At 72.6% G+C, this 19847-nt stretch carries 21 protein-coding genes; 8 read left to right on the top strand and 13 right to left on the bottom strand.

Going from position 1 to position 19847, the window contains the following annotated elements; all coding sequences use genetic code 11:
- The first annotated feature begins 139 nt into the window (after nucleotides 1-139).
- Entirely contained in the window at nucleotides 140-1120 is a 981-nt protein-coding gene (locus AB0E07_RS35560) for an NAD(P)-dependent alcohol dehydrogenase (protein ID WP_362261330.1), read from the top strand.
- 18 nt (nucleotides 1121-1138) lie between these two features.
- Here the strand turns inward: AB0E07_RS35560 and AB0E07_RS35565 are convergent, their stop codons facing one another.
- From AB0E07_RS35565 to AB0E07_RS35575, 3 genes are all read right to left on the bottom strand, one after another.
- A complete protein-coding gene (locus tag AB0E07_RS35565; protein WP_362261332.1) occupies nucleotides 1139-1504 on the bottom strand; it encodes a cupin domain-containing protein in 366 nt (121 codons plus the stop codon).
- Between the two features lie 506 nt (nucleotides 1505-2010).
- Nucleotides 2011-2991: a pyridoxal-phosphate dependent enzyme gene (locus AB0E07_RS35570; RefSeq protein WP_362261334.1), complete on the bottom strand. Its 981-nt coding sequence runs from the start codon at nucleotides 2989-2991 to the stop codon at nucleotides 2011-2013.
- Entirely contained in the window at nucleotides 2988-3683 is a 696-nt protein-coding gene (locus AB0E07_RS35575) for a PAS domain-containing protein (RefSeq protein ID WP_362261336.1), read from the bottom strand. Before AB0E07_RS35575 ends, AB0E07_RS35570 begins: the two co-directional genes overlap by 4 nt.
- A 185-nt stretch (nucleotides 3684-3868) precedes the next feature.
- On the opposite strand from AB0E07_RS35575, the gene AB0E07_RS35580 reads away from it, so the two are divergent.
- The 3 genes from AB0E07_RS35580 (at nucleotide 3869) to AB0E07_RS35590 (ending at nucleotide 6786) form a co-directional block, all read left to right on the top strand.
- The gene (locus AB0E07_RS35580) at nucleotides 3869-4579 is read left to right on the top strand and encodes an FAD binding domain-containing protein (protein ID WP_362261338.1); all 711 of its coding nucleotides are present in this window, start codon (nucleotides 3869-3871) and stop codon (nucleotides 4577-4579) included.
- Nucleotides 4580-4856: 277 nt separating this feature from the next.
- Complete coding sequence (locus AB0E07_RS35585; RefSeq protein WP_362261340.1) at nucleotides 4857-6290, top strand: Gfo/Idh/MocA family oxidoreductase; 1434 nt, start codon at nucleotides 4857-4859, stop codon at nucleotides 6288-6290.
- A gap of 79 nt (nucleotides 6291-6369) precedes the next feature.
- Complete coding sequence (locus AB0E07_RS35590; RefSeq protein WP_362261342.1) at nucleotides 6370-6786, top strand: DUF5959 family protein; 417 nt, start codon at nucleotides 6370-6372, stop codon at nucleotides 6784-6786.
- A 5-nt stretch (nucleotides 6787-6791) separates the two neighbouring features.
- Here AB0E07_RS35590 and AB0E07_RS35595 read toward each other — a convergent pair whose 3' ends face one another.
- From AB0E07_RS35595 to AB0E07_RS35605, 3 genes are all read right to left on the bottom strand, one after another.
- Nucleotides 6792-7994, bottom strand: a complete 1203-nt coding sequence (locus AB0E07_RS35595) for an MFS transporter (protein ID WP_362261344.1) — start codon at nucleotides 7992-7994, stop codon at nucleotides 6792-6794.
- 62 nt (nucleotides 7995-8056) lie between these two features.
- The gene (locus AB0E07_RS35600; protein WP_362261346.1) at nucleotides 8057-8359 is read right to left on the bottom strand and encodes an ATP-binding protein; all 303 of its coding nucleotides are present in this window, start codon (nucleotides 8357-8359) and stop codon (nucleotides 8057-8059) included.
- Complete coding sequence (locus tag AB0E07_RS35605) at nucleotides 8356-8802, bottom strand: ATP-binding protein (RefSeq protein WP_362261348.1); 447 nt, start codon at nucleotides 8800-8802, stop codon at nucleotides 8356-8358. The genes AB0E07_RS35600 and AB0E07_RS35605 overlap by 4 nt, the downstream gene beginning before the upstream one ends.
- A gap of 182 nt (nucleotides 8803-8984) precedes the next feature.
- Here AB0E07_RS35605 and AB0E07_RS35610 point away from each other — a divergent pair, with 182 nt between their 5' ends.
- Complete coding sequence (locus tag AB0E07_RS35610) at nucleotides 8985-9353, top strand: STAS domain-containing protein (protein ID WP_362261350.1); 369 nt, start codon at nucleotides 8985-8987, stop codon at nucleotides 9351-9353.
- Between the two features lie 319 nt (nucleotides 9354-9672).
- Entirely contained in the window at nucleotides 9673-10518 is an 846-nt protein-coding gene (locus AB0E07_RS35615) for an RNA polymerase sigma factor SigF (RefSeq protein WP_362261352.1), read from the top strand.
- A gap of 49 nt (nucleotides 10519-10567) precedes the next feature.
- Here the strand turns inward: AB0E07_RS35615 and AB0E07_RS35620 are convergent, their stop codons facing one another.
- The 4 genes from AB0E07_RS35620 to AB0E07_RS35635 form a co-directional block, all read right to left on the bottom strand.
- Nucleotides 10568-11023 (bottom strand): response regulator, encoded by a 456-nt coding sequence (locus AB0E07_RS35620; protein WP_362261354.1) that lies wholly within the window; start codon nucleotides 11021-11023, stop codon nucleotides 10568-10570.
- Nucleotides 11020-12600 (bottom strand): CHASE3 domain-containing protein, encoded by a 1581-nt coding sequence (locus AB0E07_RS35625; RefSeq protein WP_362261400.1) that lies wholly within the window; start codon nucleotides 12598-12600, stop codon nucleotides 11020-11022. Before AB0E07_RS35625 ends, AB0E07_RS35620 begins: the two co-directional genes overlap by 4 nt.
- Nucleotides 12601-12698: 98 nt before the next feature.
- A complete protein-coding gene (locus AB0E07_RS35630; protein WP_362261356.1) occupies nucleotides 12699-13931 on the bottom strand; it encodes a fused response regulator/phosphatase in 1233 nt (410 codons plus the stop codon).
- A gap of 188 nt (nucleotides 13932-14119) precedes the next feature.
- Nucleotides 14120-14569, bottom strand: coding sequence for a hypothetical protein (locus AB0E07_RS35635; protein WP_362261358.1), 450 nt, complete (start codon nucleotides 14567-14569; stop codon nucleotides 14120-14122).
- Nucleotides 14570-14757: 188 nt separating this feature from the next.
- On the opposite strand from AB0E07_RS35635, the gene AB0E07_RS35640 reads away from it, so the two are divergent.
- Nucleotides 14758-15963 (top strand): phospholipase D-like domain-containing protein, encoded by a 1206-nt coding sequence (locus AB0E07_RS35640; RefSeq protein ID WP_362261360.1) that lies wholly within the window; start codon nucleotides 14758-14760, stop codon nucleotides 15961-15963.
- Here AB0E07_RS35640 and AB0E07_RS35645 read toward each other — a convergent pair.
- Nucleotides 15938-17134 carry a PP2C family protein-serine/threonine phosphatase gene (locus AB0E07_RS35645; protein ID WP_362261362.1) on the bottom strand — a complete coding sequence of 399 codons (1197 nt, stop codon included), beginning with the start codon at nucleotides 17132-17134 and terminating at the stop codon, nucleotides 15938-15940. The two genes, AB0E07_RS35640 and AB0E07_RS35645, sit on opposite strands and share 26 nt — an antisense overlap.
- Nucleotides 17135-17331: 197 nt before the next feature.
- Between AB0E07_RS35645 and AB0E07_RS35650 the strand changes: the two genes are divergently transcribed.
- Complete coding sequence (locus tag AB0E07_RS35650; RefSeq protein ID WP_362261402.1) at nucleotides 17332-17763, top strand: MarR family transcriptional regulator; 432 nt, start codon at nucleotides 17332-17334, stop codon at nucleotides 17761-17763.
- Nucleotides 17764-18053: 290 nt separating this feature from the next.
- Here the strand turns inward: AB0E07_RS35650 and AB0E07_RS35655 are convergent, their stop codons facing one another.
- On the bottom strand, nucleotides 18054-18512 hold the full coding sequence (locus AB0E07_RS35655) for a universal stress protein (RefSeq protein ID WP_362261364.1): 459 nt from the start codon (nucleotides 18510-18512) through the stop codon (nucleotides 18054-18056).
- Nucleotides 18513-18517: 5 nt separating this feature from the next.
- Nucleotides 18518-19777: an SLC13 family permease gene (locus AB0E07_RS35660; protein ID WP_362261404.1), complete on the bottom strand. Its 1260-nt coding sequence runs from the start codon at nucleotides 19775-19777 to the stop codon at nucleotides 18518-18520.
- Nucleotides 19778-19847: the final 70 nt, after the last annotated feature.

Raw genomic sequence — 19847 nt, forward strand, 5'->3', positions numbered from 1 at the left:
TCCCTACCCGCCCCACGAGAGTAAACCGATCGGTTTCCGGGGGCAAGGCGGGGTGGCGTCCCGCAGAAACCTCAGGGTCCGTCCCTGATGCCCCGACCCGTCCGGATCTCTACTGTCGGAAGTGGCGAAGGGGGAGGTCATGAAGGCAGTGGTGCAGGACCGGTACGGCCCGGCGGACGTGCTGGAGCTCAGCGAGATCGATCGGCCCGTCCCGGGCCCCGGCGAGGTACTGGTGCGGGTGCACGCGGCCTCGGTCAACGCCTACGACTGGCATTTCATGCACGGCGATCCGAAGCTCGCGCGCGGGATGATGGGGCTGCGGGCCCCCAGGGCGAGGGTCAGGGGACGGGACTTCTCGGGCCTCGTGGAACAGGTGGGCGCCGCGATCACCGGCCTGAAGCCCGGCGACGAGGTGTTCGGCGAGGCGGACGGCGCCTTCGCGGAGTACGTGTGCGCGCCGGGCGGCTCGGTGGGCCCCAAGCCGTCCAACCTGACCTTCGAGCAGGCCGCGGCGATACCCCTCGCCGGGAACACGGCCCTGATCGGCGTGCGGGACGTGGCGGCGGTGCGGCCGGGGCAGAGCCTCCTGATCAACGGCGCCTCGGGGGGCGTGGGCACGTTCGCCGTGCAGCTGGGCAGGGCGTACGGCGCGGAGGTCACCGCGGTGTGCAGCGCGCGCAACGCCGAGACGGCCCGCACGCTCGGCGCGGACCACGTCATCGACTACGCCCGGGAGGACTTCACCCGCGCGGGCCTGCGCTACGACGCGGTGCTGGACCTGGTCGGCAACCACTCCCTGACCGCGTTCCGGCGCGCGGTCACCCCGGCCGGCCGGCTCGTGCTCTCCGGCGGCGGGGTGTACGAGGGCGGCAGCCTCGTGGGACCGATGGGCCTGTTCGTACGGCGACGGCTGACGGCGCCCTTCACGCGCCAACGGCTGCTGGAACTCCCCGCGCACCAGAGCAAGGAGAACCTGGCGGCCCTGAGGGAACTCGCCGAGTCCGGGCGTCTGACCCCGGTGGTGGAACGTACGTACCCCTTGAGCGAGGCGGCCGAGGCCATCCGCTATCTGGAGGTGGAGCACGCGCGCGCGAAGGTCGTCGTCATCGTGCGGGAGTGACGGCTCCCCGAGGGGGACTCAGTCCTTGGCCTTGGCGTAGTCCGTGGCCATCGCGCCCGCGAAGTCGTACACGACGACCTGGTCGTCGCCCACGACCCAGGCGTCGTGCCCGGGCGGGATGACGAAGACGTCACCCGGTCCGACCTCGGCCTCGCCGCCGTCGTCGTCCATCACGATGTGCATCCGGCCCTGGACGACATAGCCGTTGTGGTGGACCTCGCAGCTCTTGGTCCCCGCGATCGGGGCCACGGACTCCGACCAGCGCCAGCCCGGTTCGAACGTCCCTATGGCGAAGTCGAGTCCGGTCAGGTGGACGGCCTCCAGGTGCCCCTTGGGGAAATCACGCCGCTCGTCCGGCTTTTCGAGCATCTTCACTTCGATCATCACGGCTCTCCTTCCGGCCGCGCTCCGGTGCCGACGGGGTCCGGTCGTGCTCTGCCGGGCCGCCGATCCGAGCGGCCGCGCCGCGGCCGGACCCCGCTTACCATGGTCCGCCTCTCCCGTGGGCGCCGCCATACGGGCGAGGGCGACCGGCACGGGCCGCCCGGGGCCGACGACGTCAACTGGCGCCGCTGTACAGCCGGATGAGGGCGGCGGGCTCCTGCCCACGGGCGACGCCGCACAGCCGCCCGAGGCCGCCCGGCGCCAGCCGGCACCGGACGCACAGCCGGCGCGGGCCGGCCGACGTCAGCAGGCACCGCCGCGCAGTCGGCGCCGCACGGCCGACGTCGGCCCTCACCACCGCACACCCGAGAGAACGGCCGGTGTCAGCCGGCACCGCCGCGCAGTCGGCGCCGGACGGCCAACGTCAGCCGACACCGGACGCACAGGCGGGCCGGACGGCCGGCGTCAGCCCTCACCACCGCGCAGCCCAACGAGAACGGCCGGTGTCAGCCGGCACCGCCGCACAGCCGGGCGAAGCGCTCGGCGTCGACGTTGCCGCCGGAGAGGATCACCCCGACCCGGGGCGGCAGCGCGCCCACCCGGCCGGACAGGAGCGCGGCGAGCGGCGTGGCACCGCTCGGCTCGACGACGATCTTCAGCCGCTCGAAGGCGAACCGCATCGCGTCCCGGATCTCGTCGTCGCCGACCAGCTCCACCGCGTCGACGAGCCGTCGGTTGACGGAGAAGGTGAGTTCGCCGGGGGTGTGCAGGGCCTGGCCGTCGGCGATGGTCCGCGGTACCGGGATCTCCACCCGCCGCCCCGCTTCTAGGGACCGCCTGGTGTCGTCCCCCGCCTCGGGCTCGACCCCGATGAGCCGCAGCCCGGGATGGAGTCCCTTCGCCGCGGTGCCGCTCCCCGCGATGAGCCCGCCGCCGCCGACCGGGACGACCAACGCGTCCAGCGCGCCGGTCTCTTCGAGCAGTTCCAGCGCGGCCGTGCCCTGCCCGGCCATGACATGGGGGTGCTCGTAGGGCGGGATGAGCGCGAGGCCGCGCTCGGCCGCGAGGGCCTCGGCGAGGGCGACCCGGTCGCCGGTGTAGCGGTCGTAGGTGACGATCTCGGCGCCGTACGCCTCGGTGGCGCGCCGTTTCGAGGGCGGGGCGTCGTCGGGCATGACGATGACCGCGGTGGTGCCGAGTTCCCGGGCGGCCAGGGCGACGGCCTGGGCGTGGTTCCCGGAGGAGTACGCGGCGATGCCCCGGGCGAGCTGCTCCGGCGCCAGCCGGGAGGCGGCGTTGTAGGCGCCGCGGAACTTGAAGGCGCCGACGCGCTGGAAGTTCTCGCACTTGAGGTGGACCTCGGCGCCGACGAGGGCGTCGAGGGTGCGCGAGCGCAGCACCGGGGTGCGGTGGGCGACGCCCTTGAGACGCTCGGCCGCGTCTCGGACGTCGTCGAGGGTGATGATCGGGGGCGGGGTGGTCGTCACGCGTCTCCTCCAGCGGAGTCGGGGATCGGGCCGGTCGTGGCGCGCGCCTGGGCGAGGTAGCTGTAGGCGGAGGCGCGGGAGATTCCGAGCCGGGCGGCGACCTGTTCGACGGCGCGCCGCACGGCGAACACGCCCCGCCCGTCCAGGCCGCGGAACAGCTCCAGCCGCCCGGCCCGGTCCAGCTCGGCCCAGCCGCGGTTCTGGCGGAGCTGATGGGCGTCGAGAATGGCGTCGACGACGGAGTCGATGTCGTTGCCGAAGGTGGTGACCGGCGCCTCGTCCGGTGCCCGGCCGACCCCGGCCAGCGCGCCGAGCAGCGCGTGGGCCTCGTTGACCGCGGTGACGTCCAGGTTGACGCAGAGGGCGCCGAAGACCTCGCCGGTGGAGTCCCGCAGGAGCAGGGTGGAGGCCTTCACCAGCTTCCCCGTGCCGGTCCGGGTGACGTAGTTGAGATCGTCCTCCGCGTCCGGGCCGTGGGCGACCATGCGCAGGCCGATCTCGCTCATCGCCCCGCCGACGGCCCGCCCGGTCACCGCGCCGGCCACCGCCACGACGGACCGGTCCGGACGCCGGTAGTCGTGCAGCACCACCTCGCACAGCGGCCCGAAGGTCGCCACCAGCCCGTCCACGACCGGCGTCAGGGCCGCGACGATCGCGTCCCGCTCGGACTCCAGGGCCGCACCGGCCGCCATCGCTCACTCCCGCCCGTCGAGCACACCAACGGTTCCAGACTACACGTCCAGGGGCTGGACAAGAGGTCCAATCACTCGGATCCGGGGCGCGCGGAGTGAATCCGTGATCCCTGCATGCGCCCCCACCCTCGCGGGGAGAATCCGTTACGCGTTTGTCCGGAACCGATCGGAAAGCAGGCCGCTCCGTGTTGTTGCATCTGCCCACGTCCGTGTCCGAGGTACAGCAGCACACCGCCGAGGGGGCACTGCCGATCGGTGGGGCCACCCTCGCCTGGGCGACCTACCAACGCGACGGCTTCCCCGATCACGTCATGTCCCTGCGGAACCTGCCGGAGGCGAACACCCTCGGGCCGGAGGTGCTGGGCGCGGCGGTGCTCCTGGCCCGAATAGACGACCGCGTGCCGGAGGTGCTGCGGCGGGCGGCCGGCTCGATCGGCACCGGTGCCGTGCGGCGGGCCGCCACCGTCGGCGGCAACATCGTGGGCAGCACGCTGCGCTGTCTGCTCCCCGCCGCGCTGGTCCTCAACGCCCGCGCGACGGTCCTGGACTCGGCCGGTGTCTACGAGACCGACCTGACGGAACTGCTGGCGAAGCGTCCGGTGCTGCTCAGCATCGGCTGGCGCACCCCGCTGACCAGTGGCTACTTCAAGCAGGAGGCGGACGCGGGCGGCCCGCCGCCGTTCGTGGTCGCCACCGCGGTGCACGCCGGCTCCGACGGCACGAGGCAACTGCGGCTCGCGGTCCGCGACGGCTACGAGTTCCTGACGGCGAGCGCGGATCACGACGGCGACGTGGACGCGGTACTGGCCGCGGTGGAGGCCACCGACATCGGCGCGCTTCCGCTGGACCTGCGGGACGTGGTGCGGGCCCAGATCATGGAGGTCCTCAACCGCTGACACCCGGGCGCGCGGGCCGGACACCCCGCGCGCACGACGGTTTCACCCGCCTCGGGCCCTGCGCCCGGGGCGGGTTTTCGTCTGTCCCGGCGCGCCCCTCGCGCCCGCCCTGATCACCGTGCGCACGCCCATGAAAGCCAGCCACTCGCACACCACTTGCTCATTCTTGCTCGAAACGAGCAGTTTTCAAGCACCTATTGACACGCGGCTCGGGCGTGGACAGAGTCGTGCGGCAGCAACAGCAGCCGGCCGCCACGTCTTGGGAGCGATCCGCGCCATGCCTGAAATCCCTGCTGTCTCACGCCGTACCGTCATGGGCTCGGCCCTCGCCTCGGGGGCCCTCGCCGCCGGGCTCGGCACCACAGCCTCCGCCGCCCCCTCCGGCCCCACCGCCGACGGCACGCCGTCCCGGCGCCCGGGCCAGAAGTCGATGACCGGGGTCCCGTTCGACGTCCACGCGACCGTCCGGGTCGGTCTGATCGGGCTCGGCAACCGGGGCCACGGCATGGCCTCGGGCTGGGCCGCCGTCCCCGGCTGCGCCGTGACGGCGGTCTGCGACATCCGCGCCGACCGCGCCGCGCGTACCGCCGACCGGCTGGTGGCCGAGGGCCGCCCCCGCCCCGCCGAGTACGGCGGCTCCGCCGACGCCTACGCCCGTATGCTCCGGCGCGAGGACATCGACCTCGTGTACATCGCCACGCCCTGGGAGTTCCACTACGAGCAGGGCCGTGCCGCGCTGCTGGCCGGCAAGCACGCCCTCGTCGAACTGCCGATCGCCACCGAACTGCGCGAACTCTGGGACCTGGTGGACACCAGCGAGCGCACCCGCCGCCATCTGATCCTCTCCGAGAACTGCTCCTACGGCCGCAACGAGCTGGCGATGCTGAAGATGGCCCACGACGGCCTGTTCGGCGAGATCACCAACGGCCACGGCGGCTATCTGCACGACCTCCGGGCCCTGCTGTTCTCGGACACCTACTACACCGACTCCTGGCGGCGGCTGTGGCACACCCGCAGCACCGCCTCCTTCTACGCCATGCACGGCCTCGCCCCGATCGCCGCGGCGATGGACATCAACCGCGGCGACCGCATGACGACCCTGCGGGCGACCGCCACCGAACCCCGCGGCCTCGCCGACTACCGGGAGCGCTTCGTCCCCCGCTCCCACCCGAGCTGGCGGGAGACCTATGTCAACGGCGACCTGGTCACCTGTCTGATCGACACCGCCAGGGGCCGGGTGGTCCGCGCCGAGCACGAGGTCAGCTCGCCGCGCCCGTACAGCCGTATCAACTCGCTCGCGGGCAGCCGGGGCATCTTCGAGGACTACGCGGGCGTCACCACCTCCGGAGGCGGCCGGGTCTACCTCGAACCGGACCACGGCGGGCACACCTGGCGGGCCTTCGACGCCTACCGCAAGGAGTTCGACCACTGGCTGTGGCTGAAGATCGGCGACGACGCGGCGAACAACGGCGGACACGGCGGCATGGACTACGTCCTTCAGTGGCGCACCGTGCAGCAGATGCGGGCCGGGCTCGTCCCCGACATGGACGTCTACGACGGCGCGGTCTGGTGCTCCCCCGTCCCCCTGAGCGTCAAGTCGCTGGCGGCGGGCGGCCGTCCGGTCGCCGTCCCGGACTTCACCCGGGGCTCCTGGGTCAACCACCGCGCGGGCCTGGACTCACGGCCGAGCGAGATGCCCCCGGTCGTCTGACGGCGGCCCGCGAAGGCGCCCGGGGCCGGTGGGAGCGAGGGCTATTCTTCCGCCAGGTCGGTGAACGGGGAGGGTACAGATGGACGGTTCCGTCGAACTGGTGCGGATGGGAAGCGAGGGCGACGGCGTCGTCCTGCGGCTCACCGGGGACGAGGGGACGAACGGGACGGTGCTCGCCGGCGTCCTCGTCGTCGGCACCCCCTTCGTCTCGGGCCACCTCGGGGTCCGGGTCCTGCCCGAGGACCTGCGGGAGTGGCAGGAGGCCCTGGACGCGCTCGACTCGGGTCAGGACGTGGACCGGCGGGCGTTCTCGCACGGCGCGTCCCTGGTCGTCGAGCGGGACGCCTCGGCGGCGACGGCCCGGGTCACGGTCGAGGACGCCTCGGTGCCCCCGACCTGCGTCACGGTGACCGTGCCGATGGACGACGCCTGGTTCGACGACGCCTACGAGCGGCTGGAGCGCGTCTGGAAGACCTGGCCCGCCGCCGAGGGCTGAGCGGGTCAGCGCACGCCGCCCGGTTCCGCCTCCGGCACCGGGCGGCGCAGCAGGTACACGCCCGCCGCCGAGACCAGCAGGGCCATGCACGCGATGAACACCAGCCCGGCGCCCTCCAGTCCGATCGGTTCCACCAGCAGTCCCACGCCGATCACGGGCACCGAGATGCCCGTGTAGGCGACCACGAACAGCGCCGAGATCACGGCGGCGCGCCGGTCCGCCTCGGAGGCCTGCGCGACCGCGGACAGCGCGGCGCGGAACGACAGGCCCTGCCCGGCGCCGCCGACGACCGCGCTCAGTACGACCAGGGCCAGCAGGTCCCAGTGCAGGGCGCCCGCGAGCAGCGCGAGTCCGGCGAGGAGCGCGGTGCAGCCGAGCGGGAGCGATCGGGCGACACCGACCCGGCCCACGGCGAGTTGTCCCGCCGTGGAGGAGAAGAAGGCCAGGGCGACGACGAGTCCGCTCACCGCGTGGTCGGTCACGTCCAGGGAGTGGGCGAGGAACGACGGGCTGACCGAGGTGAACACCCCGAACAGGGCGAATCCGACGAAGGACGCGGCGGCCGCCGGTCCGAACACGGCCCGCACCGGCGGCGGCAGACCGGGCCGCTGCGGCCGTACGGTGCTCAGCGGCCGCCGTTCGCGAACGGTCTCCGGGAGCAGCGTCAGCACCGCGGCCGAGACGGCCACCAGGGCGAGGTGCACGGCGAAGGGGAGGTAGAGGGGCCAGTCGGCGTACTGCGCGAGCACTCCGGCGAGCAGCGGACCGCACCCGAGCCCGCCCATGTTCGCCGCGGTCGCCACAAAGGTCGCCCTGGGGGATCCGTGCGGCGCCAGCTCGATGACGTACGCGGAGGCGGCCCCGGTGAACAGGCCCGCGGACAGGCCGGACAGCAGCCGTCCGACGTACAGCCAGCCCAGCGCGGTGGCGCACAGGAAGCAGACCGCGCTGGCGGCCGCGCAGCCCAGTCCCCACCACAGCACCGGCCGTCTGCCCACGGCGTCCGAGGCGTTCCCGGCGAACAGCAGGACGCCGATGACACCGAAGGCGTAGACGGAGTAGACGACCGTGACCGTGAGTTCGGAGAAGCCGAACTTCTCCTGGTAGAGCCCGTACAGCGGGGTCGGGAGCGTGGTGCCGGCCATGCAGACCGCGAACACGGCCCCGGCGAGCAGGCACGGGCGCCAGCCTCGAAGATCACCGTCCATGACTGTGACCGTATCCGCAGCGCGCCCGGCGGCCGCCCGGCGCCACGCGGAGGCGCGGTGGGTCAGGGGGCCGCGGTGGCGGGCACCCAGGCCCACACGGCTTTGCCGGCTCCCTCGCGGCTCCACCCCAGGGAGTCGGCCAGGGAGCGCACGATCCGCAGCCCCCGGCCGCCTTGGGCCGCACCGGAACCCTCGTCCACCATCCAGACCGGAGGGGTGGAACTGTCGTCCACCGCGGAGACGAACACCTGCCCGTCGACGGTCAGGACGCTCAACTTCCGCGGACCGCGCGGGGTGTGCCGATGGGATTCTCCGGCTCGGCCCGCCAGGGTCTGCGTCGGCAGCGACTCCGAGGGGTTGGTCACGCTGTGTCGTCCCTGAGGGCGACCCGGGCGGTGACGCGCTTGCCCACCGGTTCCCGGCTCACCTCGAATCCGTCGGCGACGGCCATCACGATCTCCAGGCCGTGCCGGCCCACCCGCGCGGGGTCGGCGCCGCGGGCCAGCGGCAGGACCGGTTCGGAGTCCCAGACCGCGATCTCGACCGCTTCCCCGACGATGCGCAGGTCCATCGCGATCGGGCCCGGCGCGTACTTGCGGGCGTTGGTGACCAGCTCGCTGACGACCAGCTGGGTCAGCTCGACACCGCGCTGGGAGACCGGCAGCCCGAGGGCGGTGCGCGCCCGGGCGAGGAAGGCGGCGGCGAGATGGCGGGCCTGCGCGATGCAACTGCCGTCCCCGTCCAGGGCGACGGCGGTCTGCATGACCTCCGGCGCCGTGCCGCCCTGGCCCACCGGCACTGATCCCATATCCGCCCGCCTCCGCAACCCCGTTCGTACGACGCACGTACCCGCGTGTCCGCAATCAAAGCCAAGCTCCCCCGCACCGGCCTCCCGTGGCCGGGGGGCATGTTCACCAGGCTTGCGGGGCATGCGTCCCGGGCGCGGGCCAGGCAGGTGCCAGTATCACAGACGTGGTCGGAGGACGAATGATGGATGCCCAACGAGCCGAGCAGACACCGTGGCACGGGCTCACGGTCACGACCACCGTCATGGACGGCATCCAGGTGCTCACCCTGACCGGCGAGGTCGACCACGACACCAGCCCCCAGCTGCGGTCGGCCGCCCTCGACGCCTGCGCGGCGGGACGGCCGCGCATCGTGGTGGACCTCAGCCGGGTCTCGTTCATGGATTCCAGCGGTATCAACATACTGATCGCGGCCCATCACGGCGCCACGGAGTCGGGCGGCTGGCTGCGGATCGCCGCGCCCCTCCCGCCGGTCCTCCGTACCTTGCGGCTGGTGGGTGTCGACGAGGTCATCCCCTGCGCGGCCACGGTCCCCGAGGCGCTGACCCCGTGAGGGGTCCGGCCCGCGAGCGCCGCCGCCGGAGCACTCCGGCGGCGGCCCGTCCCACCGTGGCCCGCCGACCGGTCACGGGGACGACCCCTGTCGCGGGGGCCGCGGGCGCTGCCCGCACGGCCGTCGTGTGCCCGCGCACACCGCGTCCGACACGCTCCGGCGCACGCCGTTCGCCGAACCCGTCGACCGTGTGCGGGGCTTGGAGAAAAATTTCTCGGATTTCTCCGTGTGGGGCAGGCATGGTGTGTTCACGACCGGGTAGCCGCGCTCTTGGCGGCCCCCTCACGGGAGTGGGCCTCGACCGCTGGGAGGACCTGGGATGACGACGGCACTCGTCGGTGCGACGACTGAGTCCGACACGGAGCTGCCCCAGGTGGCAGACCCTCAGAAGATCGCGCCCCAGGACGCACGCGCGCTGACCAAGACCTTCTTCGACCGGCTCGCCGTGCTGGAGGAAGGCACCCCCGAATACCAGTACGCGCGCAACACGCTCATCGAGATGAACATCTCGCTGGTGCGCTTCGCCGCCCGCCGGTTCCGCAGCGGCGGACAGGACATGGAGGACATCGTCCAGGTCGGCACGATCGGCCTGATCAAGGCGATCGACCGGTTCGAGATCTCCCGTGACGTGCAGTTCACGAGTTTCGCGGTGCCCTACATCGTCGGTGAGATCAAGCGCTTCTTCCGTGACACCTCCTGGTCCGTGCATGTGCCGCGCCGCCTTCAGGAGGCCCGTACCGAACTCGCCCGCGCCAGCGAGGAGCTGCGCAGCCGGCTGGGCCGCTCCCCGAAGGTGTCGGAGCTGGCCGCCCTGATGAACCTCTCGGAGGACGAGGTCATAGAGGCGCAGATCGCGGCCAACGGATACAACTCCGCCTCCCTGGACGCCGCGATCACCGGTGACGCCGACGAGGGCGAGGCGGCGCTGTCCGAGTTCATCGGCGAGGAGGACACCGCGCTCGAACTCGTGGAGAACATCCACGCGCTCGCGCCCCTCGTCGCCGAACTGGACGAGCGGGACCGGCTGATCCTGCACCTGCGGTTCGTCGAGGAGCGCACTCAGGCGCAGATCGGCGAGCAGTTGGGTGTCTCGCAGATGCACATCTCGCGCCTCATCACCCGCATACTGGCGCGCCTGCGCTCGGGGCTGCTCAGCACCGAGTGACGGCACGCGCCGGCACCCACGTCCACTGCCCGGTCGGGACCGGGCCCGCTCACGGGCGGGTCATGTCCCGGCCGGGCAGTCGTACGACGGTGACGAAGAACTCGTCGATCTGGCGGACCGCGGCGATGAACTGGTCGAGGTCGACGGGCTTGGTGACGTAGGCGTTGGCGTGCAGCTTGTAGCTGCGCAGGATGTCCTCCTCGGCCGCCGAGGTGGTGAGCACCACCACCGGGATGTGGGCCAGCTCCGGGTCGGACTTGATGCGTTCGAGGACCTGCCGGCCGTCGTACTTGGGCAGGTTGAGGTCGAGCAGGATCAGGTCCGGGGTGGGCGCGTCGCCGTGCTCGCCGCGCCGGTAGAGGAAGTCGAGGGCCTCCTCGCCGTCCCGGACGACGTGCAGGGTGTTGCCGATCTTGTTGTCCTCGAAGGCCTCCCGGGTCATCAGTTCGTCGCCGGGATCGTCCTCGACGAGCAGGACCTCGATGGGCTGTGCGGGCGCGGTCATACGGGCTGTCCTTCCGGGACGGTACGGGTGGACCCGTCGGCGTCCGACGGGCCGGTGCCGTCGGACACGGCGGGCCGGGCCGCGGGCAGGGTGAAGAGAAAACGGGTGCCCTCGGTGTGGGTGGTGTCGATCCAGATGCGGCCGCCGTGGAACTCCACGATCTTCTTGCAGAGCGCGAGACCGATGCCCGTACCCGTGTAGGCGTCCCGGCCGTGCAGGCGCTGGAAGATGACGAACACCTTCTCGGCGAACTCCTCGGCGATGCCTATGCCGTTGTCGGTCACGCCGAACCGCCAGGCCGGGCTCGACTCCTCGGCGTCCGGGTCGGGTTCGCAGGTGACGGCGACGCGGACCGGGCGGTCGGCGTGGCGGAACTTCACGGCGTTGCCGATCAGGTTCTGCCAGAGCATGACGAACAGGGTCGGGTCGCCGGTGACCTCGGGCAGGGGGCCGGAGCGCTCGATCACCGCGCCGGACTCCTCGGTGGCCGCGCGCAGGTTGGCCAGTGCCTTGTCCAGGCTCTGGTCCAGGGCGACGGGCAGGTGGGCGTCGTTGAGCCGGCCGACCCGGGAGAAGGTGAGCAGGTCGTTGATGAGGACCTGCATGCGCTTGGCGCCGTCCACGGCGAAGGCGATGTACTGCGTGCCCCGCTCGTCCAGCTGGTCGCCGTAGCGCTTCTCCAGCAGCTGGCAGAAGGAGGCCACCTTGCGCAGGGGCTCCTGGAGGTCGTGGGAGGCGACATAGGCGAACTGTTCGAGCTCGGCGTTGGACCGGCGCAGTTCCACCGCCTGGTCGTCCAGGTCGGCGGCCTGCCGGCTCAGGTGCTCCTCCTGGACGCGGGAGGCTTCCAGCTCCGTCACCAGGCGCAGCCGCATGGCCTCCACGTCGCCCGCCATGGCCCGGATGTCGGCCGGTCCCCCGGCCGGGAGGCGGTGGGTGAAGTCGCCCCGGGAGACCCGGCGGGAGGCGGTGCGCAGCCGGCCCAGAGGCCGGGCGACCAGCGCGTGCACCAGCACCGCCAGCGCCACCCCGGTGAGCAGGAAGGCGGCGACCAGGCCGCCCAGCACCCAGTCGCGGACGGTGCGCACATGGCTCAGCTCGCTGCGGCTGTCGTCCCTGGCCTGGAGCAGTTCCCGGTTCTGCGCGGTGAACAGCACGCGGACGTCGTCGAAGGCGGCCTTGCCGCGGGCTGTTTCCGCCCGGTCGGCCGTGCGGGGGTCGCCCGGGTCGACCTCGGCGATCAGCGGATCGGCGTACGTGCGGCGCCAGTCGTCCGCCGCGCGTTCGATGGCGTCGAGGTCGGCGCGCAGGGCCGGCCGGTCGCCGATGAGTCTGCGCAGCCGGTCCGCGGACTCGTGTTCGGCCCGCTGGCCCTCGGTGTACGGATCAAGGAATTGCCGGTCGGCGGAGATGACGTAGCCGCGGGCTCCGGTCTCCTGGTTGAGCAGGGCGTTCTGCATCTGCAGTGCCTCGGAGCGGGCGGGCTGGATCTCCTCTATGAGCCGGTCGGAGACGCGCGCGGTCCGGTCGAGGAGCGCGGAGCCGACCACCGAGCCGGTCACGACCAGCGCGATCATCACGGCCAGGGCGACATGGAACCAGCCCTGCACGGTGATACGGCTGCGCCGGGTGCGGTCGTCGTCCGGGGCGGCGGGCGCCTCCGGGGCGGGCGTGGTCACGGTCGGTCTTCCTCGTTCTCTCGGTTGGTGCGGCGCAGATGCAGCACGGCGACATCGTCGGCGAGGCCGCCGTAGGCCTCGGCCAGTGCCTCGGCGCGGCCGATCAGTCCGTCCACGAACGACTCGGCGGGCAGCTTCGCCATCGAACGGGCCAGTTCCAGCAGGCCCTCCTCGCCGAGGCGTTCGCGGCCCGGTCCGATGCGGCCCTCGAAGAGCCCGTCGGTGAAGAGCACGAGACCGGCCTCGTCGTCCGGCAGGGTCAGCTCGGCCACCGGCCAGCGTGCCACACCGCCGGGCAGCACACCGAGGGCGGGTCCGCCCGCCACCTCGACCCACTCCACGCGGTCGCCGCTGCGCAGCAGCAGGCCCGGATGCCCGGCCCGCATGACCCGCGTCGAGCAGCCGTCGGGCAGCACCTCCACGCTGGTGAGGGTGGCGAAGATCTGCTCGCCGGTGCGCTCGGCGATCAGGATCTCCTCCAGGGTGCGCAGTTGCCGGGCCCCGGTGACCCCGCTGAAGACCAGGGTCCGCCAGGCGATGCGCAGGCCCACGCCGAGCGCCGCCTCGTCGGGGCCGTGGCCCGAGACGTCCCCGATGAGCACGTGGACGCTGCCGTCGGGGGTCTGCACGACGTCGTAGAAGTCGCCGCCGAGCAGGGCCTGCTCCCGGCCGGGGAGGTAGCGCGCGACGACCTCCAGGCCGACCGGGTCGCGCAGCAGCGGGGTGGGCAGCAGGCCGCGTTCGAGCCGCCGGTTCTCCTCCGCCCTCAACTGCCCCGCCTGGAGGGCCGCGGCGGCGTGCTCGGCGAGCTTGCGCTGGATCGCGTATCGGATCGCGCGGCCGAACAGTTCCGCCTCGACGCGGCCCTTGACCAGGTAGTCCTGCGCGCCCGCGGCGACCGCGGCGAGCCCGGTGCTCTCCTCGGCCAGCCCGGTCAGCACCACCACGGCGACATCGGCGTACTGCCGTACGGCCGCGACGCCCTCCAGGCCGGTGGAGTCGGGCAGGTGCAGGTCGAGCAGGACGCAGTCCGGGGACGCCGTCGTCAGGGCCTCACGGGCCTCGGCGAGGGAGCGCACCCAGGTCAGCCGCATTCCGGGGGAGCAGTCGGCGACCAGTTCCTCCACCAGGAGCGCGTCGGCGTCGTCGTCCTCGATCAGGAGGACGGAGGGCTCCTGCCAGTCGTAGGCGGTGCCCTCCACGTCGGCGACGCCCTGAGCGACCCCCACCCCGGCAACGCCATGCTGTGTTGGGATCATTCGCTTCTGCTTCACCCTCGATCGCCTCGGCCGAGCCGCTGAGCGGCTCGTCATTGCCGTAAGGCAACGAACGAAGACTACTGGCAGGGCGGCGCGCTGTCGTCACCGATCCTCCAGGACTTGGCACAGGCCGTGGACGAGGAGGTAGGCGGACCGGGTCACTGCGGGGAGCGGCTGCGCGGCAGCCTGACCAGGGGATGCACCACTCCGTAGAGCTGGTCGATGGCGTCGCGCAGCACCGGGCGGTCCGCCGGGGCGGCCGTGACGAGGGTCCGCTCCAGCAGTTGCCGACGGCGCTGCCGGGTGGCTTCGAGCACACACTTCCCGGCGCCGGTGAGACAGAACTCACCCGACGGATCACGGCGTACCAGGGTGCGCCGCTCCAGACGGTCGTAGAGCCGGTCCGCCGCCGCGCCGTCGACGCCGAGGCCCTCGGCGACTCGGGTGGGATCGCCCCGCTTCGTCTCCAGGACGAGCAGTCCGCGCATCTGCTCGTCGGAGATCGTCGGCGCGACGTCCTCGTGTGCCTGACGCCACAGCCCGATCATGGACTCGGCGACCCGGTCCGCGGTGGCGGACTCGTCGGCGGGTTCGGGATCCACTGGCATGGTTTGCCCCTTTCCTTGGTGCCGTCGAGTAGCGCGTCTACCCGCCTGACGGCGCTTCAGCCCCGATCTCGCGTTCGATACGACGGTCGGGCGTACGCGTGAGAGCGCGCCCGCGGGGCATCCGGAGACCCGGAGCCAACCGGCCGGAGCAGGTTCCGGCCCTCCTTCAGCACTCAGGGGGCACCCTCATGATCACCGAAAGCGGACCGGCGGCCTCGGAAACGGCGGAGGCCGGACCGACCGCCCGCAAGCAGCGTCTGCGCCGGCGGCTGGAGCGGCTGATCGGCATCGCGGCGACCGAGGGCAACGAACTCCTCCCGCTGCGCAACGGCGACCAGATCTTCCCCGCGATGCTGGAAGCGGTGCGGTCGGCCCGGTACACGATCGACATGATGACGTTCGTGTACTGGCGGGGTCACATCGCCCACGAGTTCGCCGACGCCCTCGCCGACCGGGCCCGGGAGGGCGTGCGCGTGCGGCTGCTGCTCGACGGGTTCGGCGCCAAGGAGATAGAGCAGGAACTGCTGGACCGGATGGAGACGGCGGGCGTGGAGGTGGCCTGGTTCCGCAAGCCCGTGCGGGTGTCGCCGTTCAAGCAGAACCACCGCTGCCACCGCAAGGCCCTGATCGTCGACGAGCACACCGCGTTCACCGGCGGGGTCGGCATCGCCGAGGAGTGGCAGGGCGACGCCCGCGGGCCCGAGGAGTGGCGGGACACCCACGTCCGGCTGCGCGGGCCGGCGGTGGACGGCATCGCCGCCGCGTTCGCGCAGAACTGGGCCGAGTGCCACGACGAACTCTTCGACGAGCGGGACCGCTTCACCGAGCACGAGGCGGTCGGCGACTCGGTGGTCCAGGTGGTGCGCGGCTCGGCGAGCTTCGGCTGGCAGGACATGCAGACCCTGATCCGGGTGATGCTGGACTCCGCCGAGGAACGCTTCCGCCTGGCCACCGCCTACTTCGCCCCCGACGCCTACTTCGCCGACCTGCTCGCCGCGACCGCGGCCCGCGGGGTGCGGGTGGAGATCCTGCTGCCCGGCCCGTACACCGACCAGCGAGCCTGTCAGCTCGCCGGTCGGCAGCACTACGAGCAGTTGCTCAAGGCGGGGGTGCGGATCCATCACTTCCAGCCGACGATGATGCACGCCAAGATCATCACCGTGGACTCGGTCGCCTCGCTGGTCGGTTCGACCAACTTCAACCGCCGGTCCATGGACCACGACGAGGAGGTCATGCTCGCGGTGCTGGACGAGTCCTTCACCGCGGAGCTGGACCGGGACTACGACGCCGACCTGGAGCGCAGTGTCGCGATCGATCCCGCCCGGTGGCGGGGGCGCTCCCCGTGGGAGCGGGTCAAGGAGGCGGCCGTCACCCCCGTCCGGCGCTTCCTGTGACCGCCGCCTCGGGCCTGCCGTGCCAGTCCAGGCAGACCACCAGGGCGTCGTCGTCCGGTGCGGCACCGCCGCGGTGACCGGTCAGTTCGCGCAGCACGGCGCGCGGTACCTCGGCGGCGGGGAGCAGCCGGGTGGACTGCATGGCCCGGGCCAGGGCCGTCTCGCCGTACGCCTCCCCCTTGGGGGAGGCGACGTCGTGCACCCCGTCGCTGACGAAGACGAGCCGGTCACCGGGTTCGACGGAGAACTCCTGGGCGACGTAGTCGGTCTCCTCGAACATGCCCAGCGGAAGTTGCGCCTCGAAGGTGACGGCCTCCACGACGCCGTCGCGCAGCCGCAGCAGTTGGGGCGAGCCCGCGTCGACCACGCTCGCCCGTCCGGTGGCCAGGTCGAAGTCGAACATGAGCACGGAGAGGTAGCAGCGGCCCCGGTAGTGGGCGTAGACGGCCTGGTCGGCCAGGGCCGCCTGGTCGGCGATGCCGATGCCGGCGCGCCGGGCGTTGCGCAGCGCGTTGATGGCCAGGTTGGTCAGCAGCGACGCCTCGATGCCCTCGCCCATGCCGTTGGTGACGTACAGCATGAGGTGGTCGGCGGTGGCGGACCAGTCGTAGTTGTCGCCGAAGATGGCGTAGGCGGGCTCCAGTTGGGCGCCCAGTTCGTACTCGGGGCGCGAGCAGGAGCTGCCGGGCAGCAGGTGCCACTGCATCTCGGCGGCCAGGGTCAGCCGGTCCCGGCGCCGCGCGCGCAGGTAGCGGTCGGTGTCGCGGCCGGCCACCATCACCTCGCGCCCCAGCACCTCGGCGACCTCGGCCAGTTCGGTCTCCCAGCGGCGGGCCTCGTCCGTACCGGGCAGGGTCACCGACAGCACGCCGAGCCGGTCACCGCGCACGCTGACGGGCAGATGCAGCCGCGCCCGCCCGTCCTTCCGCTCCTCGCGGTAGGGCTGCTGGGACCCGAAGGCCCGGCCCGCCGCACTGGAGTGCACCGACATCGACTCCGCGGTGTCCGGGGGCAGGGACACCCCCTGGAGCACGCTGAGGCCGTAGTCGGCCATGAACAACTCGACCTCGTCGGCGTCGTACTGAGTGACCAGTACCGCGCGCAGGGCGTCGAGCAGCCCGTCGGGAGCCGCCGTTCGCAGAGCACGCTCGGCGGCCGCGAATCTGTTCATGACGTTAAGTACACCAACCTTTCACAGGACGACGTGCGGACCTCGCTCACCTGGCCGAATGCCACGAAGGGACGGACGGGCCGCCCCGGGTCGGCCGCGGGGAGCGCCGCTGCTAGTACGCTGACAGGCACCCCAGTGCCTGCGAGAGTGTGATCGTGACTGTCTTCCGCCGCCCCGAGCCCGATGAGGTCGCGCGTGTGACCACCACGGCCGTCGAGCTGCTGGAAGTCGTATGGGGCCGGGCCTCGACCGCACCCACCTCCGCTTCCCAGCTGCGGGTGCTGCACATCCTGGAGCACCAGGACGGCATCAACCTGCGGACGCTCGCCGAGTCGCTGGCGTCCACGCCGCCCTCGACGAGCAGGCTGTGCGACCGGCTGGTGGCCGCCGGCTTCGTCGAGCGGGTGGTGAGCGCGGAGGACCGGCGCGAGGTGCGGCTGCACCTCAGCGGCCGGGGCCGGGGCTTCCTGGCCGACCTGCGCACCCGCAGGGAGCGGGAGTTGCACAAGGTGCTGGCGCAGATGCCCACGACCAAGCGGATCGCGCTGCTGGAGGGGCTGGAGGCGTTCTGCGCCACCGCCGCGACGCAGATACACGACGAGGCGGATCCGGGCAGCCGGAGCGCCTGAACGGGCGCGCGCGGCGCGGGAGCCACGCCCCGCGTGCCGCGCCGTCGGCCGGCACGCACCCCGGTACACACCGAGGCACGCGCGCGTACGCACGCGGCACCCCGCGCCCACCTGTGCATGTCCCGTCCTTCCCCGTGCTCGTGCAGCACGCCACTCTGTTGCCTCATGGTCATCATTGTCAAACAGCAACGACCTGCGCGATGGCGTTCACTCGAACCCGTGTACCCCGCCGCGACGTTTTACGCGGTGAATGTGCCACATGTCTCCCCCGTCGACGGCGGACGTACCGTTCAGGGACGCGAGGGCGACTCCGGTCGGACCAGCAGCACGGGGCAGGGCGCGTGGTCGACGACGAAGCGGCCCGCCGGGCCCAGGCTGTGCGGGCCGCGGTGGGCGGGATCACCGTCCCGGGCCAGGATCAGCAGGTCGCAGCCCTCGGCCGCGCGCAGCACCTCGTGCTCGACACGCCCGGTGCGCGCGACGCGCTCGCAGGGCCGCCCGAGACGCTCGGCGGCCGCCGCGAGCAGTCGGTGTGCCGCGTCCCCGGCGAGATGCTCCAGCCGGGTGCCGGGGTCGCGCTCGGGGTGGCCGCGCCCGAGGAGTCCGGCGAAGGCGCCGTGCGCCGCGCCCGGGACGTCGGCCGGGGTGACGTGCAGCAGGACGACGTCGGCGTCGGCCGGGGTGTGCGCGCGGGCGGCGTCCACACAGGCGGGCCAGGTGCCCTCGACGGTCCAGACGACGACGGCCATGGGCGTCAGCCTCCTCCGATCAGGGCCAGCGACACCCACAGTGCCAGGACGGCGGCGGCCAGGCTCGCCGGAACCGCGTACACGCCGAGCCGGGTGAACTCCTTCAACTCCACCTCGCCGTCGTGGGCGTGCACGATCCGCCGCCACAGCAGGGTGGCCAGCGAGCCCGCGTAAGTGAGGTTCGGGCCGATGTTCACCCCGAGCAGCACCGCGAGGACGGCTCCGGGGCCGGAGGGCGCGGTCAGCGGGAGCAGCACCAGCACCGCGGGCAGGTTGTTGATCACGTTGGCGAGGACGGCGGCCAGTGCGGCGAGCGCGCACAGCGCCGGCAGGCCCGTGCCCGCGGGAACGAGATGCCCGAGGGCCTCGTCGAGCCCGTTGTCCACGACCGCCCGGACCACGATGCCGAGGGCCAGGACGAAGGCGAGGAAGGGCACGGAGGCGGCGCCGAGCAGCGCGCGGGGCGTGGTGCGCCGCCGGAGCAGGGCCCGCACGGCGAGGGTGAGCGCGCCGGCCAGGGCCGCCCAGGCGGGGTCGACGCCGACCGCCGAGGTGAGGACGAACCCGGCCAGCGTGCACACCACGGTGACCAGGGCGAACATCGGCGGGCGCGGTGGCTCGGCAGCGGCGGGGGCCTGTGCCCCGGCGTCCAGGTCGGCGGCGAAGAAGCGGCGGAAGACCAGGTACTCGACGGCGATGGCGGCCACCCACGGCAGCGCCATCAGCGCCGCGAACCGGGTGAAGCTCAGCCCGCTGGCGCTGAACGCCAGGAGGTTGGTCAGGTTGGAGACCGGCAGCAGCAGGGAGGCCGTGTTCGACAGGTGGGTGCAGGCGTAGACGTGCGGTCTGGGACGCGCGCCCAGCCGGGCGGCGGTGACGAAGACGACCGGGGTCAGCAGCACCACCGTGGCGTCCAGGCTGAGCACCGCCGTGATGCCGGACGCGGCCAGGAACACCTGGGCCAGCAGCCGGCGCGGCCGGCCCGCCGCCGAGCGGGCCATCCAGGCCCCGCAGGCGCGGAACAGCCCCTCGTCGTCGCAGAGGTGGGCGAGGACCAGCACCGCGGCCAGGAAGCCGACGACCGGCCCGAGCTGTTCGATCTCGTCGAGCGCGTCACCGAGGGGCAGGGCGCCGGTGGCGACCAGCAGGACGGCGGCCGGGACCGCCACCACCGCCTCCGGCCACCCGAAGGGGCGGACGACCGCGCAGACCAGGACGAGGACGAGCAGGACCGCGGACAAGCTCTCCGCGAGCGGGGTGTTCAGGGTCGGATCCTTCCGCGCCGAGGCGGCCGGGCCGCCCCTCCAACACCCCGAACCGTACCCGCACCGCGCT

The organism is Streptomyces sp. NPDC048002 (genome assembly GCF_040653275.1).
Taxonomy (GTDB): domain Bacteria; phylum Actinomycetota; class Actinomycetes; order Streptomycetales; family Streptomycetaceae; genus Streptomyces.

What these genes read in the sequence shown, in the direction of transcription:
- AB0E07_RS35575 (WP_362261336.1), bottom strand. Translation starts at nt 3,683, where the DNA reads ATGGCGGCCGGTGCGGCCCTGGAGTCCGAGCGGGACGCGATCGTCGCG.
- AB0E07_RS35560 (WP_362261330.1), top strand. Translation starts at nt 140, where the DNA reads ATGAAGGCAGTGGTGCAGGACCGGTACGGCCCGGCGGACGTGCTGGAG.
- AB0E07_RS35635 (WP_362261358.1), bottom strand. Translation starts at nt 14,569, where the DNA reads ATGCCAGTGGATCCCGAACCCGCCGACGAGTCCGCCACCGCGGACCGG.
- AB0E07_RS35625 (WP_362261400.1), bottom strand. Translation starts at nt 12,600, where the DNA reads ATGATCGCGCTGGTCGTGACCGGCTCGGTGGTCGGCTCCGCGCTCCTC.
- AB0E07_RS35610 (WP_362261350.1), top strand. Translation starts at nt 8,985, where the DNA reads ATGGATGCCCAACGAGCCGAGCAGACACCGTGGCACGGGCTCACGGTC.
- AB0E07_RS35615 (WP_362261352.1), top strand. Translation starts at nt 9,673, where the DNA reads ATGACGACGGCACTCGTCGGTGCGACGACTGAGTCCGACACGGAGCTG.
- AB0E07_RS35595 (WP_362261344.1), bottom strand. Translation starts at nt 7,994, where the DNA reads ATGGACGGTGATCTTCGAGGCTGGCGCCCGTGCCTGCTCGCCGGGGCC.
- AB0E07_RS35605 (WP_362261348.1), bottom strand. Translation starts at nt 8,802, where the DNA reads ATGGGATCAGTGCCGGTGGGCCAGGGCGGCACGGCGCCGGAGGTCATG.
- AB0E07_RS35640 (WP_362261360.1), top strand. Translation starts at nt 14,758, where the DNA reads ATGATCACCGAAAGCGGACCGGCGGCCTCGGAAACGGCGGAGGCCGGA.
- AB0E07_RS35620 (WP_362261354.1), bottom strand. Translation starts at nt 11,023, where the DNA reads ATGACCGCGCCCGCACAGCCCATCGAGGTCCTGCTCGTCGAGGACGAT.
- AB0E07_RS35655 (WP_362261364.1), bottom strand. Translation starts at nt 18,512, where the DNA reads ATGGCCGTCGTCGTCTGGACCGTCGAGGGCACCTGGCCCGCCTGTGTG.
- AB0E07_RS35590 (WP_362261342.1), top strand. Translation starts at nt 6,370, where the DNA reads ATGGACGGTTCCGTCGAACTGGTGCGGATGGGAAGCGAGGGCGACGGC.
- AB0E07_RS35565 (WP_362261332.1), bottom strand. Translation starts at nt 1,504, where the DNA reads ATGATCGAAGTGAAGATGCTCGAAAAGCCGGACGAGCGGCGTGATTTC.
- AB0E07_RS35585 (WP_362261340.1), top strand. Translation starts at nt 4,857, where the DNA reads ATGCCTGAAATCCCTGCTGTCTCACGCCGTACCGTCATGGGCTCGGCC.
- AB0E07_RS35645 (WP_362261362.1), bottom strand. Translation starts at nt 17,134, where the DNA reads ATGAACAGATTCGCGGCCGCCGAGCGTGCTCTGCGAACGGCGGCTCCC.